Annotated in this window: 17 protein-coding genes; 8 read left to right on the plus strand and 9 right to left on the minus strand. The window is 63.6% G+C overall.

Going from position 1 to position 13,585, the window contains the following annotated elements; translation table 11 throughout:
* The coding region (locus EOA79_RS09165) for an NAD(P)H-dependent oxidoreductase (protein WP_206639233.1) at positions 1 to 310 on the plus strand (310 nt) is incomplete at its 5' end.
* A gap of 175 nt (positions 311 to 485) precedes the next feature.
* Here EOA79_RS09165 and EOA79_RS09170 read toward each other — a convergent pair.
* On the minus strand, positions 486 to 929 hold the full coding sequence (locus EOA79_RS09170) for a gamma-glutamylcyclotransferase family protein (RefSeq protein ID WP_095823244.1): 444 nt from the start codon (positions 927 to 929) through the stop codon (positions 486 to 488).
* A gap of 36 nt (positions 930 to 965) precedes the next feature.
* On the opposite strand from EOA79_RS09170, the gene EOA79_RS34085 reads away from it, so the two are divergent.
* Positions 966 to 1,388: a GNAT family N-acetyltransferase gene (locus EOA79_RS34085; RefSeq protein ID WP_095823243.1), complete on the plus strand. Its 423-nt coding sequence runs from the start codon at positions 966 to 968 to the stop codon at positions 1,386 to 1,388.
* A gap of 36 nt (positions 1,389 to 1,424) precedes the next feature.
* Here the strand turns inward: EOA79_RS34085 and EOA79_RS09180 are convergent, their stop codons facing one another.
* From EOA79_RS09180 to EOA79_RS09200, 5 genes are all read right to left on the minus strand, one after another.
* Positions 1,425 to 2,738 (minus strand): hemolysin family protein, encoded by a 1,314-nt coding sequence (locus EOA79_RS09180; protein WP_095823242.1) that lies wholly within the window; start codon positions 2,736 to 2,738, stop codon positions 1,425 to 1,427.
* 94 nt (positions 2,739 to 2,832) lie between these two features.
* Positions 2,833 to 3,540, minus strand: coding sequence for an LssY C-terminal domain-containing protein (locus tag EOA79_RS09185; RefSeq protein WP_067326649.1), 708 nt, complete (start codon positions 3,538 to 3,540; stop codon positions 2,833 to 2,835).
* A gap of 72 nt (positions 3,541 to 3,612) precedes the next feature.
* Positions 3,613 to 4,365 (minus strand): extensin family protein, encoded by a 753-nt coding sequence (locus EOA79_RS09190; RefSeq protein ID WP_245299594.1) that lies wholly within the window; start codon positions 4,363 to 4,365, stop codon positions 3,613 to 3,615.
* Positions 4,366 to 4,550: 185 nt separating this feature from the next.
* A complete protein-coding gene (locus EOA79_RS09195) occupies positions 4,551 to 5,585 on the minus strand; it encodes an extensin family protein (RefSeq protein ID WP_095823561.1) in 1,035 nt (344 codons plus the stop codon).
* Positions 5,586 to 5,778: 193 nt separating this feature from the next.
* Positions 5,779 to 6,204, minus strand: coding sequence for a DUF3775 domain-containing protein (locus tag EOA79_RS09200; protein WP_067326696.1), 426 nt, complete (start codon positions 6,202 to 6,204; stop codon positions 5,779 to 5,781).
* 179 nt (positions 6,205 to 6,383) lie between these two features.
* On the opposite strand from EOA79_RS09200, the gene EOA79_RS09205 reads away from it, so the two are divergent.
* The 3 genes from EOA79_RS09205 to greA all read left to right on the plus strand — a co-directional run bounded on the left by EOA79_RS09205 (position 6,384) and on the right by greA (position 7,681).
* Positions 6,384 to 6,932: a tetratricopeptide repeat protein gene (locus EOA79_RS09205; RefSeq protein WP_095823241.1), complete on the plus strand. Its 549-nt coding sequence runs from the start codon at positions 6,384 to 6,386 to the stop codon at positions 6,930 to 6,932.
* Between the two features lie 10 nt (positions 6,933 to 6,942).
* The gene (locus EOA79_RS32705; RefSeq protein ID WP_156751100.1) at positions 6,943 to 7,119 is read left to right on the plus strand and encodes a hypothetical protein; all 177 of its coding nucleotides are present in this window, start codon (positions 6,943 to 6,945) and stop codon (positions 7,117 to 7,119) included.
* Between the two features lie 88 nt (positions 7,120 to 7,207).
* Entirely contained in the window at positions 7,208 to 7,681 is a 474-nt protein-coding gene (gene greA, locus EOA79_RS09210) for a transcription elongation factor GreA (protein ID WP_027168132.1), read from the plus strand.
* 3 nt (positions 7,682 to 7,684) lie between these two features.
* On the opposite strand, the gene waaC is transcribed toward greA, so the two are convergent.
* Genes waaC through rfaD form a run of 3 tightly spaced genes read right to left on the minus strand, consistent with a single transcriptional unit; the run spans position 7,685 to position 10,586 of the window.
* On the minus strand, positions 7,685 to 8,659 hold the full coding sequence (gene waaC, locus EOA79_RS09215; RefSeq protein WP_095801639.1) for a lipopolysaccharide heptosyltransferase I: 975 nt from the start codon (positions 8,657 to 8,659) through the stop codon (positions 7,685 to 7,687).
* Positions 8,656 to 9,663 carry a lipopolysaccharide heptosyltransferase II gene (waaF, locus tag EOA79_RS09220; protein ID WP_095823240.1) on the minus strand — a complete coding sequence of 336 codons (1,008 nt, stop codon included), beginning with the start codon at positions 9,661 to 9,663 and terminating at the stop codon, positions 8,656 to 8,658. Before waaF ends, waaC begins: the two co-directional genes overlap by 4 nt.
* Positions 9,636 to 10,586: an ADP-glyceromanno-heptose 6-epimerase gene (gene rfaD / locus EOA79_RS09225; RefSeq protein ID WP_095801637.1), complete on the minus strand. Its 951-nt coding sequence runs from the start codon at positions 10,584 to 10,586 to the stop codon at positions 9,636 to 9,638. Before rfaD ends, waaF begins: the two co-directional genes overlap by 28 nt.
* 316 nt (positions 10,587 to 10,902) lie before the next feature.
* Between rfaD and EOA79_RS09230 the strand changes: the two genes are divergently transcribed.
* From EOA79_RS09230 to rfaE1, 3 genes are all read left to right on the plus strand, one after another.
* The gene (locus EOA79_RS09230) at positions 10,903 to 11,262 is read left to right on the plus strand and encodes a thioesterase family protein (protein ID WP_206522109.1); all 360 of its coding nucleotides are present in this window, start codon (positions 10,903 to 10,905) and stop codon (positions 11,260 to 11,262) included.
* Positions 11,263 to 11,309: 47 nt separating this feature from the next.
* The gene (locus tag EOA79_RS09235) at positions 11,310 to 11,942 is read left to right on the plus strand and encodes a LysE family translocator (protein ID WP_095823238.1); all 633 of its coding nucleotides are present in this window, start codon (positions 11,310 to 11,312) and stop codon (positions 11,940 to 11,942) included.
* Positions 11,943 to 12,089: 147 nt separating this feature from the next.
* Positions 12,090 to 13,580, plus strand: a complete 1,491-nt coding sequence (gene rfaE1, locus EOA79_RS09240) for a D-glycero-beta-D-manno-heptose-7-phosphate kinase (RefSeq protein ID WP_082953958.1) — start codon at positions 12,090 to 12,092, stop codon at positions 13,578 to 13,580.
* Positions 13,581 to 13,585 lie beyond the last annotated feature (5 nt).

Here is a 13,585-nt window from a genome sequence, read left to right on the forward strand (position 1 = left end):
CGATTACGCCGCCAATGAATGGAACAAGAAGCCGGCTGGTTTCGTCGGCTATGGCAGCGTCGGCGGCGCGCGCGCCGTCGAGCAGCTTCGCCTGATCGCCGTCGAGCTACAAATGGCGCCGGTCAAGTCGGCAGTGCACATCGCCTGGGGCGATTTCCTTGCGGTCCGCCAGGGCGACAAGAAGCTGGAAGAGATCGAACATCTGAACCAGGCGGCGGCGGCGCTCATCAATGACGTTGCCTGGTGGGCGAAGGTGCTGAAGGCGGCGCGCGCCGCCGACGCGATCGCCAGTGAAGCCCAGGCGGCTTAAGCCGCTTCATCCTCCCAAAATATCATCTAAGGGCGGCGCTTGCGCCGCCCCTTTTATTTGCGGAAGCCTCGGTCGTTCGACAGAGGATCGCTCAAGGATTTCGCTCTGCTGCCGCTTTTATGTCAGACATACTGGAGAAAGTCGGATTTCAATTGGGCATCCTTCGGGCGCAACCTTAGGCGTTCGCGTGAAGTTTGAAACGCCGATCGTCGTAGAAATCCAGATATCCCGAATGGACGGGATCCGCGAGACGGCGGGATTTCATGTAAGCCTGCGCCAGGACATGCGGACCGCCTTCAATGGGCTCAACCTCGATCGGGACGCGCAGGTTGCCGGGCTTGCCAGCGGATTCGATCCGGTCAAGCCCGGCCAGGGCGCGGTCGTCGACCGCGTAGAGCTCGCCCCTGACGTGGAAGCCGAGACCCGGTTCATTGAACATCATCGGAGCGAAGCGAGGTCCGGCAATCAGCATCGGGAAACGCTCACGGGTCCTGCAGGCACCGATGCACGCGGCCCCGGACAAACCCGCCTTGTGAAGAGGAAACCCTCTCTTCAAGGTTCCGAACACGAAGAGGTTGACGAGCATTCTCCGGAACGCCGGCCGAAGCTGGAAGTTCATCCGTTTTCGCCATGTTCAGGGCAGGCGCAAATCCGCATGACTCAAGAATTCCCAATCATCCTGTCGACGGACGAAGCCGCGAAAGTCGAGGCCGCCGCGGCGCTCTACCGCTATAACGTCGCCATCACAGGGACGGACGACCGCATTCCCATAGGTGCCATATTGTGTGATGGCTCGGGCAAAGCTTTAGGCGGCCTATGGGGAAGTACCGAACTCGGTCTTCTGTTCTTGGACATGTTTTTCGTGCCCGCGCATTTACGCGGTCTGTCTTACGGCGCCCGGTTGCTTGCCGCCGTCGAAGAAGAGGCAAAGGCGCGGGGCTGCAGACGCGCCGTCGTGGAGACAAGCAGCTTTCAGGCGCCTGGATTCTACATCCGCCACGGTTATGTGGAATTCGGCCGCGTTCCGTTCGGGTTCGATGGGCAGGCCCGCGTCTTTCTTCGCAAGGAACTGGCCTGAATGGATGTTGGGAAAACCCGGCAGACCCCAGGCTCGCTATCGGCGCGCCATCGGACGGTGGCCGTCGGGCAGGCGGGTGGCGATCAGCTTGTCGATACGCCGGCCGTCGAGGTCGACCACCTCGAAGCGCCAGCCTTGCGCGTCCACGCATTCGCCGGTAGCGGGAAGGTGGTGCAGATGTGACAGCACATAGCCGGCCACCGTCTCGTAGTCGCGGTTCTCCGGCAAGTCGATGCCCAGCACCTCGGCCATCTCGTCGGCCTGCATGTAGCCGGCAAGCAGCCATGAGCCGTCCTCGCGTTTGACCGCGTTCTCTTCCTCGCCCGCGTCGAGGTCCGAGCGGAAGACGCCGGTGATCGCTTCCAGGATGTCGGCCGGCGTGACGATGCCTTCGAAATGGCCGTATTCGTCATGGACGAGCGCCATCGGCACGTCCGATTCCCGCAGCCTTTGCAGCACGTCGAGCGCGTCGGCCTGATCATGGACGATTGGCGCGGTGCGCACATGCTGGCGCGGATCCAACACTCTGCCGGCAAGAAGGGCGGCCAGCACGTCGCGCGTCTGGATGACCCCTATCATGGCATCGACATTGCCGTCGCCCGCAGGCAGGCGCGAATGCTGGCTCTCCATCAGGAGCCGCTTGATGGCCCCCTCGTCGGATTGCAGGTTGATCCAGTCGACCTCGGTGCGCGGCGTCATCACGGCGCGCACGGCGCGGTCGCCAAGGCGCATGACGCCGGCGATCATGCGGCGCTCGTCGGATTCGATGGTGCCGTGATGCTCGGCCTCGGCGACCAGCATCTTGATCTCCTCGTCCGTGACCTTCTCTTCCGCCTCGCCGGCCTGGCCGAGCAACCACAAAACCCCGCGGCCGGAAATGTCGAGCAGAAAGACGAGCGGCGCCGATACCTTGGCGAGAATGGTCATCGCCGGCGCGGCGCGGACTGCGACGCGCTCAGGATCCCTGAGCGCGATCTGCTTCGGCACGAGCTCGCCGACGATCAGCGAGGCGTAGGTGATGACCGCGACGACAATGCCGACGCCGATGGGGTCGGCGATGTTCTCGCGGATGCCGGTCGAGGCCAAGTATTGAGCCAGTCGCTCGCCGAGCGTGGCACCGGAAAAGGCGCCGGAAAGGACGCCGACCAGGGTGATTCCGATCTGCACCGAGGACAGAAACTTGCCGGGGTTGGAGCCGAGGGCCAGCGCGCGGCCGGCACCCCTGACATTGCGGTCGATCATCGCCTTGAGGCGGGCCGGGCGCGACGAGACGATAGCCAGCTCCGACATGGCCAAAAGGCCGTTCACCAGGATGAGGGCGGCCACAACGGCGATTTCGACGTATAGCATGCGGCGTCAATAGCATTGCTGCGGTGCATTCGAAAATAGCGGGTTGGGCGTTTTTCGAATTGCGCCGTTTGCCGCTTCGAGAATGCCGGATGCGCTAGGGCAATTGCTTCAACACGCCAACCACCGCCATACCGTCGGTGAAATAGGGATCGCCGCCGCCGTTCCTGCCGTTTTTCGTCGCGCCGATCCCCGGGATCTCGCTGGTCGATGTCAGCATGCCTGCGGTGCTGAGGTCGCCGATCAGCAAGTTGCGCTCGGCATCGATGTCCGCGCCGATATGGTGAGTGATGGCACCGGTGTCGTGGCTCAAGCCGACGCCGCGGTCGAAGCTGGCGGCACCCAGCCAGAGCGGGCGGCCGTCATCGCCGACGGTATTTGTCTGCCAGAAGCGGACGTGGTGGCGCCGGTCGGCGCTGTCGCCGACGGGCTTTTCGAAAGCGAGGTCCTGGGCGCGGCCTTCAAACAGCAGGCGGCTGATCGGCGCATCGGGATAGGGTCGGGAGAACAGGACGCTCTCGCCGATGTCGATCGCTGTCCTGAGCGTGACGGCGTCGGCCGTGTCCCAGCCGGCCACGGCAAAAGCGTGGACCACCTCCTTCTCGGTGCCGACAAGTCCAACATTGATAGGGTCGCCGGGAATGCCCTGCGGCGTATGCGTCACCATCTCGAAGCGCTGCGTGCGGAAGCCGTGCTCCCGCCAGGTCCAGAATTCCGGCGCGGCAAGGTAGGCAAAGCCAAGATAGAAAGCACAGAAAGCCGCCAGCCAGATCGCCGCGCGTCGCCTAAGGCTTCGCTCACCCACGAGAGACCACTCCCAAGCCTGTGCCCGGCCCACTCTATGCGGTGTTGGGCCGGTTGGGCAGTAGGCCGAAGGTCAGCGGCAGGCGCGGTAGCCGTTCCTGCGATTCTTGACGTCGAAGTGAAAGTGGTTGCGGTGGTCGTAATTGTAGCCCGGGCCGAGGACCGTGTTGAAATATTGGCAGCCGTCGGCGCGAACATTGTTGAGGAAGCCGCGGGTGCGGAACGCAAACAGGCCAGGCTTGCGAACGTCGATGTCGTTGCCATTGTTGAGCTCGATGCTCATGACGTCGAGCGCATTGCCCTTGCCGTGCTCCGACAAGACGCCCTCGCCGGCGATCTTGCGGCACGAATAGCTCGAGCCCTGGTGGATCGCCCTGACGCCGGAGAAATAGCGCCAGCGGGCTGCCGGCACGAGCTCGTTCCTGGTCCAGGCGGCGAAGGTCGCGGCCATGTTGCAGGTCAGTGTCGCTGCCGGTTTCATCTCGACGCTGCCGATGGCTGAAACTTTCACCGGGAAGTCGATGCCGCACTGGCCTTCGTGGATAGGCTGGATGTCCTGGTAAACGACGCCAAGCCGTTTCAGTTCATTGCGGCAGTCGATCTCGCCGGCCGGCATCTGCTCGGGCGAAGACAAGGGCTCATCCATGCGCGGATAGGCTGCCTGGGTCAGGTAGGGATCGGACGGAACAAGCCTCTGCATGCCGGAATATTGCGGAGCCTCGGGCATGGCGGAGGTCTGGCTGCCGACGTCGACGGCCGGCTGCAGCGAAAAGACATCGCCGGTGGTGCAGGCCGAGACCGCTGTGATTGCGAGCCCCGTTGTCATTCTGACGGCAACGGAGCGCGCACGAGTGCTTAGTCGCGCCAAGGCGAGGCTGGCGCCAAATATTGCGGCCATCGAAAGGCATCCTGTCCCCGGATGGCACAAGTCTAGTCGGCAAGAGTAAAGGAAAGATCAGCGCCGGCATTCACGCCTGGGGCCGAATTGCGGCATCTGTTCTTCGCACCCACTCATTGGCAGAACGTTCCGCCATTTCGTCTCGGCTCGAGGTCGAAGTGGAAGTGCAGCGCGTGGTCCGGATCGCTGCCTGGGCCGAGCACCGTCTTGAACGGCCCGCAGGCGGCCTTGCGGATCGTGTTCAGGAAGTTTGCATCTTTTTCGGGCGGCACCGGGCCGACCTCGATCGTCCTGCCGTCGGAGAGTGTGAAGGACGCGATGTCCAGCGCATTGCCGAAGGCGTGCTCCGAAAGCTTTCCACCACCGTTGCGCGGGCGGCAAACAAAGGCGGAGGCCTGGCCGATCGATTTGAGATCGGCGCCAAATTCGGCCTTCGCGGCGGGTTGGATGACTTCGACGGCAAATCGTGCCGCAGCCTCCGCCATTTGGCAGTTGAGTTCGGCTCCGGCGCCTATACTGATCGATTTTCCTAATGTTTTCATGACGATGGGATAGGGAATGGAGCAGCCGATCTCGGCGTCGTGCTCGGCCTTGTGCTCCTCGAATTCGACGCCGAGCGTCTTGAGGCGCTCACGGCAGGCAACCTCCTCCGCCGGCATCTTGTCGGCTGGCAGCTCAGCGGAGCGCGGATCGGGCAGTATTTTGTTGTCGTGGGTATCAGCCGGCTTTTCAGGTGGCTTCGGTGCGGCAGCGGGCGGCTTCGGTTCCGCGATGTCGGGTCGTTGCGTCGGAATCGGCACCGCAGACGGCGCCTCAGGTTCGCCTTCCGTGTCGGTTGACGGCTCGGTGGCCGAAGGCTCGGGATGCTGCCGCTTTCCCTCACGAGACTTTTCCTGATTGATCGGGTCAGATGCGTCAGCGTCCTTTGGACCGGCAGCCTTCTGCTCTTCCAGCGTTGCGGTGCCGGCCTTTTGCGCTTCCGCGGGCCGTGGTTCTGGCACCAGAGCATCGGCGGGCAAGATCGGCTGGTCCTGCGTTTGCTGTTGCGCCAGCTTTGGCGCGACTTGCTGCTTGCCGCGCGGTCTCACGCGGTGCTTGCTCCTCGGCCGCAGTGGTTGATCCGCCCGCTGCGTCAACGGCTGCTCCATGCGCGGTGTCAGCGGCTGCCTGTGACGATGCTTGGCATCGGCCGGCGTGACCAGCAAAATCCCCGCCGCCAAAGGCAGCGCCAGTCTGCAAAATCCGTAAAAGCTCAGCCTCGCCATCGGCCGGAAACGGGCCCGGCATCGCAAGGTTGCCTTGGACGCTGCGGCGCTGCGATCAAAATCGGTTACCGGTTCGTTACGCGCCGATCGCCTCCAGGCCTTCCTCCAGCCAATCGGCGAGCTGCGGCAGTCCGAGCAGGTACTTTGCGGTGCGCTTGTTGGCGCGCTCGCGCGCGGCCGCCACCGCGTCGACCCATTCGGAAGCTTCGTAGTCGCCGCGGCCCACCCAGGCCAACGCTACCAGCTCGGCCGCTTCATCGACGTTGAGGTCGTTGATCAGCTCGCGGAATTCCTCCTCGGTGAGGTCTTCCGATGCCTCCTCGACAAGGCCGTCGTGATGATGATTGTCGTGCCTGTCGCCATCGAACTCGACCTCGTGCTCGGCGCCGTCGTCGTAGTCCTCGTTGACGGCTGCGCTCAGCGCCTTGGCCTTCAGGATGAACAGGCGCACGGTATCCGGGTCGATGGAAAGCTCCCATTCCTTCTCGAGGCGCTGCTGCACTGGCCTTTCTCCTCGTCGTGCGCTCGACTGATGATAGCGGATTTGCGGCCCGCGTCACATCCGTTCGCAGAGGCGATGCGCTGCCTGACCTCCAAATAGTTTGGCTTTTGACAGGTTTTCGGGATGAAACCGCATCGAAGCGGCGTTAATCTGCCGTTGTCACGCTCAAGGAGGCTCCGATGCGCAGACGTTTGCTTGTTCAGGTCTTGGCTGCTGCCGTTAGCCTGCCGCTGTTCGCGGCGCCTGCATTCACCGCCGGCGAGGGCGGCGGTGGCGGTGGCAGCGGCGGCCAGACCACCACCCAATGCAAGAAGGGTCAGGTCTGGGACAAGAAGAAGAAGAAATGCGTTGTGCCGCAGTACGGCATCCTGGATGACGACAGCATCTACGAGGCAGGCCACGATCTGGCGATGGCCGGGCGCTACGACGAGGCGATCTCGGTGCTGACGCTCGCCGCCAACAAGCAGGATCCGCGCATTCTCAACTATCTCGGCTATTCGCATCGCCATTCCGGCCGTGTCACGGTCGGCCTCGGCTATTACGAGGAAGCGCTGCGCATCGACCCCGACTACACGCTGGTGCGCGAATATCTCGGCGAGGCCCATCTGCAAATCGGCGATCTTGCCGGCGCGCAGGAGCAGCTCAAGGAAATCGAGAAGCGGACCGGCAAAGGCTCGCGCGAATACGGCATGTTGTCAGAGCAGATCGAACGTTTCCTGAGGAGCTGATTCTTCTCAGATGCTTTTCGAAGCCGGCTGCGAGCAATCGCAGCCGGTTTTTGCTGGCGGCATTGCGGATTTAGCGCCGGATGGCCTTGCGAAAGCGGTGGTGATTTTACTGAACTTCATTTTTGAGCGTGAAAATCGCGCGGAGATCGCTATATTCAGGGAAATTGTGGTGAAACGGTTCCGTTAGCCCGAGGCTGCCGGACCGTTTTCTTTTTGTACCCAACGACAAGGCTATTCCCGAAAAGCGGGGGTGGTGGCAGGAAAGGTCAGGCATCATGATCAAGGTCCCGATGACAGGCGAGGGGTTCGCGTCATTGAAGGAAGAACTGCGCTGGCGCCAGCAGGAAGAGCGTCCACGCATCATCGAGGCGATCTCCGAAGCGCGCTCGCATGGCGACCTGTCCGAGAATGCCGAGTACCATGCGGCTAAAGAGTCGCAGAGCCATAATGAGGGCCGTATCAACGAGCTCGAGGACCTGATCGCGCGCGCCGAGGTGATCGACGTTTCGAAGCTCAGCGGCGACAAGGTGAAGTTCGGCGCCACGGTCGTGCTGGTCGACGAGGACACCGAGGAAAAGAAAACCTATCAGATCGTCGGCGACCAGGAAGCGGACGTGAAGTCCGGCCGTATCTCGATCTCCTCGCCGATCGCGCGCGCGTTGATCGGCAAGGAAGTCGGCGATGCCATCGAGGTCAACGCTCCGGGCGGCGCACGGGGTTACGAGATCGTCCAGGTGCAATTTATTTGAGGCCTAGACTGGCGTTTCCGATCTAAGCGCCAGCAGCCGCTCCGCTTCAGCCATAACTTCGGCCGGCGTAACTTTGCCGCCGGCGGGCGCCAGCAGTGTCGATGAATAGGGCCCGCGCGGGCCGGTCAGGCCGGGCTCCGTCGCCAGGAATATGGCGACGGTCGGCAGGCCGAAAGCGCTGGCGAGATGGGTGAGGCCGGTGTCGGCGCCGATGACGAGCGTCGACCGGCCGAGGATCGCAGCGACATCCGCTAGCGGCGATTTCGGAACCAGCACCGTTTCCGGCACGGCGCCGGCGATCGCCTCGGCAACACGCTTCTCCGCTTCGTTCGACCAGGTGACGATCGGTGTAAATTGCTGCGACACCAATCGGCGCGCAGTCTCGACCCAGTCTTCGACCGGCCATTTCTTGTCTTCGCGGCTGGTGCCGTGCAGCAGGAAAGCCGTTTTACCTTCGACGCCGGAAAGTCCGCCTGCCGGCGGCACTATGCCGGAGCTGAGCGTCGAGAGGTCCGCCTGATACCCCAGCGCCAGGCCGAACAGGCGTCTGGTGCGCTCGATGGCGTGCAACTCGCGCGGCACGGCGTATTTGCGCTCGTAAAGCAGCGTCGCCGAGGGCTCGCGGGCGCTGGAGCGGTCGAAGCCGGCGATCGGCGCGCCGGATTGCTTGGCGACCACGGCCGATTTCAACAGCCCCTGTGCATCGATAACCAGGTCATAGCGGCGCGAGCGAAGCGCACGTCGCAGGCCGGCCATCTCGCGCCATGTGCCGCCGTCGAACGGCTTCTTGCGCCAGCGCCGGAGCGCCACCTTGTGGATGGTTCCGATCGCCGGATGCAAGGCGACGACGGCGGCAAAGGCCTCTTCCACGCACCAGTCGAAGCTTATGTCCGGGCGATTGCGGAGCGCGTCCTCGACGGCCGGGAAGGTGTGGATGACATCGCCCATCGATGATGTCTTGACGATGAGAACCCTCATGCGGTCGCAGGAATTTCAAGCAACCGGTCGGCGGCGGCGGCGACCCGCGCGACATCGAGCGTCTTAAGGCAGTTGAGATGGCCGAGCGGGCAGACCTTGCTGTGGCAGGGCGAGCAGGAGAGGTGCAGCCAGATCAGTTCCGAACGATCGGTCAGCGGCGGCGTGTTTTCGGGCGAGGTCGAGCCATAGACGGCGACGATTGGCGTGTCGACGGCGGCGGCCACATGCATAAGCCCGCTGTCGTTCGAGACGGCTAGCTTCGCCGCGGCGATCAGGTCGATGGCATCCTCCAGCTTCGTCCTGCCGGCAAGGTCGACGGCGCCCGGCGCAAGCCTCGCGATCTCGCCGGTAACCTCAGCGTCGTTCTTCGAGCCGAGCAAGGCGACGCCCAGGCCTTTTGCCATCATCCCGCGGGCTAGCTCGGCATAGTATTCGCTCGGCCAGCGCTTTGCCGGGCCGAACTCGGCGCCCGGCAACAGGGTGACGAATTCTTTTGCGCTGAGCCCGAACCGCGCCAGCAGATCGGCCTGATTGGTGAGATCGACGGTGAGCTTCGGCGGGCGAAAAGTGCCGCCGCGCGCCAGGCCGAAATAGGCCCGTGCCGTGCGCCGCTTCACCGCATCGGGCAGCGGGACGATGTCGGTCAGCAGGCCGTAGCGCATTTCCCTCAGATGGCCGACGCGGCGCGGAATTCGGGCGAAGAACGGGATCAGCGCCGATTTCCAGCTCCCCGGCAGCACATAGGCCATGTCGTAGCGGCCGCGCAGCAGGCGGCCGAAGCGCCTGCGGCTGCGGAATTCGAGCGTGCCGGGCATCAGTGGAAAGTCGATCTGGGAGCGTATTTCGGGCATGCGCTTGACCAGGGGCGCTGCCCAAGCCGGCGCGAGCACGTCGATCGCGGCATTCGGATGCTTTTCCTTCAGCGCCGCGAACAGGCACTGGGCCATGACCATGTCACCCACCCAGCGTGGGCCGATCACGAGGATCGTTGGGCTTTCAGCCATTGGACATAGTCTCTGACGCCGGTTTCGACGGTGCGGAATTGGCCATTGTAGCCGGCCGTGCGTAAGCGGGACATATCCGCCTCGGTAAAACTCTGGTAGCTGCCCTTCAGGTGTTCGGGGAAGGGAATGAACTCGATCTCACCCTTGCCGAGCGTGTCGATTACCGTCTCGGCGATGGCGCGGAACGGCTGGGCGCGGCCGGTGCCGCAGTTGAAGATGCCGCTTGAGCCCCGCTTCCATAGCCACAGATTGACGTCGGCGACGTCGCCGACATGGATGAAGTCGCGGCTCTGCTCGCCGGGGCCGAACCCGCCATAGGCGCCGAACAGCTTCGGGTTCTGGCCCTGCTCGACCTGGTTGAACAAATGGAAGGCGACCGAGGCCATGGCGCCCTTATGCGCCTCGCGCGGCCCGTAGACGTTGAAATAGCGCAGGCCGGCCACCTGCGAGTGATCGGTGTCGAAGACATTGCGGCGGACATAGTCGTCGAACAGCTTCTTCGAATAGGCGTAGACGTTGAGTGGCCGTTCGAATTCGGGCTCTTCGCGAAACTCGCTGCCGCCGCCATAGACCGAAGCCGAGGAGGCATAGAGGAAGGGCACCCGCAGCGCCAGGCAGGCGTGCAGCAGGCGCTTCGAATAAGCGTAGTTCACGTCCATCATGAACTTGCCGTTCCATTCGGTGGTGGTCGAGCAGGCGCCCTGATGGAAGACGGCGTCGATGCGGCCCAGCCCGCCATCCTCGAGCCGGGCCGGAAGCTCGTCCTTGTCGAGATAGTCAGCAATGCGGAGATCGGCCAGATTGGCGATCTTGTGGCCGTCGGTCAGATCGTCGACGACCAAGATATCGTCATGGCCTTCGGCATTCAGCGCGGCGACGATGTTGGAGCCGATCATGCCGGCGCCGCCCGTGACGATGATCATCCTTGTGAGCCTTGTTTCGTTGCCGATTCCGGCCCTTATAGGGGAGGCGCGAGCAGGTGTCGATAAAAGGTCCCCGGCTGTGGAGCATCGGCTACGACGAATGTAGGGATGGATCGGCAGAACGGCTCGCGAGATAAGCTCTGGCGCGCCGAACGGTACGTCTTCGATCGAAGCAAGCTATGGTGCCATTGAGGGCTGTGGCATGAGCCGTCGGTGTGCGTTCTTGCCGTTGGTATCAGCCATGACATCCGATTTAAAGCCAGGCCTTCACCACGTTCAAACCCTGCGGGTCGACGACTCCCTGACGGTTCCGGCCATGACAACGGCCTTTGCGAGTTTCGCCGACATGCCGCCGGTTTTCGCCACCGCCTTCATGGTGGGCTTCATCGAATGGGCGTGCGTCGAGGCATTGCGTCCGTTCCTGAGCAGCCATGAGAGAACCGTCGGCACCCATGTCGACGTCAGCCATGTCGCCGCGACGCCCGTCGGCATGACCGTCACCGCCGATGTCGAGCTTGTCGCGGTGCAGGGGCGAAAGCTGCGCTTCAAGGTATCGTGCAGCGACGAGAATGGATTGATCGGCGAAGGTTTCCACGAGCGCGCGGTCGTCGACTATGACAAGTTCATGGCGCGTGTTCTTGCCAAATCAGGGCAGACCGGTTCGTCGCCACAGTGAGGCCGCAAAGCTCCCGCTTCAGTCGGCTCCTATCGTGAGGGATCAAGATGCCGTCGACCGAACTGCTTATCGCCTTTTTCGTCACCACGGCTATCTTCGCCTACATTCCCGGACCGGCCATGCTCTACGCCGCCGCGCAGACCATGGCGCGCGGGCGTTGGTCGGGGCTGACGGCGGCGCTCGGCATCCATCTCGGCGGCTATGTCCATGTCCTTGCCGCCGCAACCGGACTGTCGGTGTTGTTCCACGCCGTGCCGCCGCTTTACATGGCGGTCAAACTTGTCGGCGCGCTGTACCTGATCTGGCTCGGTGTTTCGCTGTTCCGCGCCAAGATCCAGGGAAACGGAACGCTTCCTGCCATCGAGCGAAAATCGGCGCGTCGCGCCTTTTTCGAAAGCATCACGGTCGAGGTGCTCAATCCCAAGACAGCAATCTTCTTCATGGCATTCCTGCCGCAGTTCATCGATGCCTCGGCGACCTTGCCGGTTTGGCTGCAGTTCGTGGTGCTGGGAACCGTCGTCAACCTGATGTTCTCGTCGGCCGACATCGTTTGCGTCTTTCTCGCCGGCGCGATGATTGCGCGCCTGCGGCGCTCCGGTCGCGCGCAGCGCCTTATGCAGCGCGCAGGTGGCGCCGTGCTTGTCGGTCTCGGCGTCCATGTCGCCTTGCAGAAGAGCTGATCCGTCCGGCGCCTTGGCCGTGCGCATACGGCCGCCGTTGCGCTGGCCCCGATTGCGGTATATCGGCATCGCGAAGAATGAAGAGCGCCGGTTTTCCGGCGCTGCAACCCCGATCAAGAACCGTCGTTTTCGGCGCGTGCCAGTGAGATGATCAAGCACCATCTGCCTTCCCCGGAGCCCTTGCATCGCACCATCGCCCACTTCGGCGAGGTCACGGTGCTGGTGGTCGGCGATTTCATCCTCGATCGTTTCGTCAACGGCGTCATCGAGCGGATCTCGCCTGAAGCGCCGATCCCGGTGCTGCATGGGCGGGGCGAGGTGGTGGCCCTGGGCGGCGCCGGCAATGTCGTTTCCAACATCGTTTCACTGGGCGGCGCCGCGATCCCGGTGTCCGTCATCGGCGCCGACCAGGCCGGCGACAATCTCATGCGCATGCTCGGCGATCTTGGCGCCGATACGGACGGCCTTGCACAGCGGCAGGACCGCATGACCTCGTCGAAGAGCCGCTTCAGCGCGCTTAACCAGCAGGTGCTGCGTTTCGACGAGGAGGAAATCAAACCGTTGTCCAGTGGCGAGCGGACGACGCTTGTCGAGCATTTCCAGGCTGCCCTTGCGCGTGCCGATATCGTCATCCTGTCCGACTACGGCAAGGGCATCCTGCTCGACGGCGTGGCGGCCGAACTGATCGCGATCTGCCGCGATGCCGGAAAACCGGTGCTGATCGACCCGAAGGGCCGCGACTATGCGCGCTATGCCGGGGCGACGGCGGTCACGCCCAACCGCAAGGAACTCGGCGAGGCGGTCGGACGCCCGGTCTTCGGCGATGACGAGATCGTCGCTGCGGCACGCGACCTGATTGCCGCGCATGACTTCGAGTTCATCGTCGCGACGCGCAGCGAAAAGGGCATGAGCGTGGTCACCGCGGAGGATGCCCGCCATATCTCCACGCAGGCGCGCGAAGTGTTCGACGTCTCCGGCGCCGGCGACACGGTCATCGCCACCTTCGCGCTGTCGCTCGCCGCGGGCGCCGACCGGGTGCAGGCTGCTACAATCGCCAATGCCGCCGGCGGCGTGGTCGTTGGCAAGCGCGGCACGGCGCGGCTGACAGTGGAGGAGCTTTCCGGCGCGCTGTTCCGCTCGCATGGACCGGTCGCCCACAAGGACGCCATTCTCGACGCCAATGCGGCGGCCAGGATGGTGGCGGCCTGGAAAGAGGAGGGGCTGTCGGTTGGCTTCACCAATGGCTGCTTCGACATTCTGCATGCCGGCCATGTCAGCCTGCTGCACGCCGCGCGCAGCCGATGCGACCGGCTGGTGCTCGGCTTGAACAGCGACGCCTCGGTGCGCCGGCTGAAAGGGCCCGGACGTCCGGTCAACGACCAGCACGACCGCGCCTGCGTGCTCGCGGCGCTCGCCTCGGTCGATGCCGTTGTCGTCTTCGAGGAAGACACGCCGCTCAAGCTGATCGAGGCGCTTCTGCCCGACATCCTGGTCAAGGGCGCGGATTACACGATCGAGACCGTGGTCGGCGCCGACGTGGTGCAGAACGCGGGCGGGCGTGTGGTGCTGGTCGACCTCGTCGCCGGCAAGAGCACCACCAAAACCATCGGCAAGCTGCGCGCCGGCGGCGCGAATTGAGGGTT

The organism is Mesorhizobium sp. M1A.F.Ca.IN.020.03.2.1 (genome assembly GCF_004023205.1).
Lineage (GTDB): Bacteria > Pseudomonadota > Alphaproteobacteria > Rhizobiales > Rhizobiaceae > Mesorhizobium.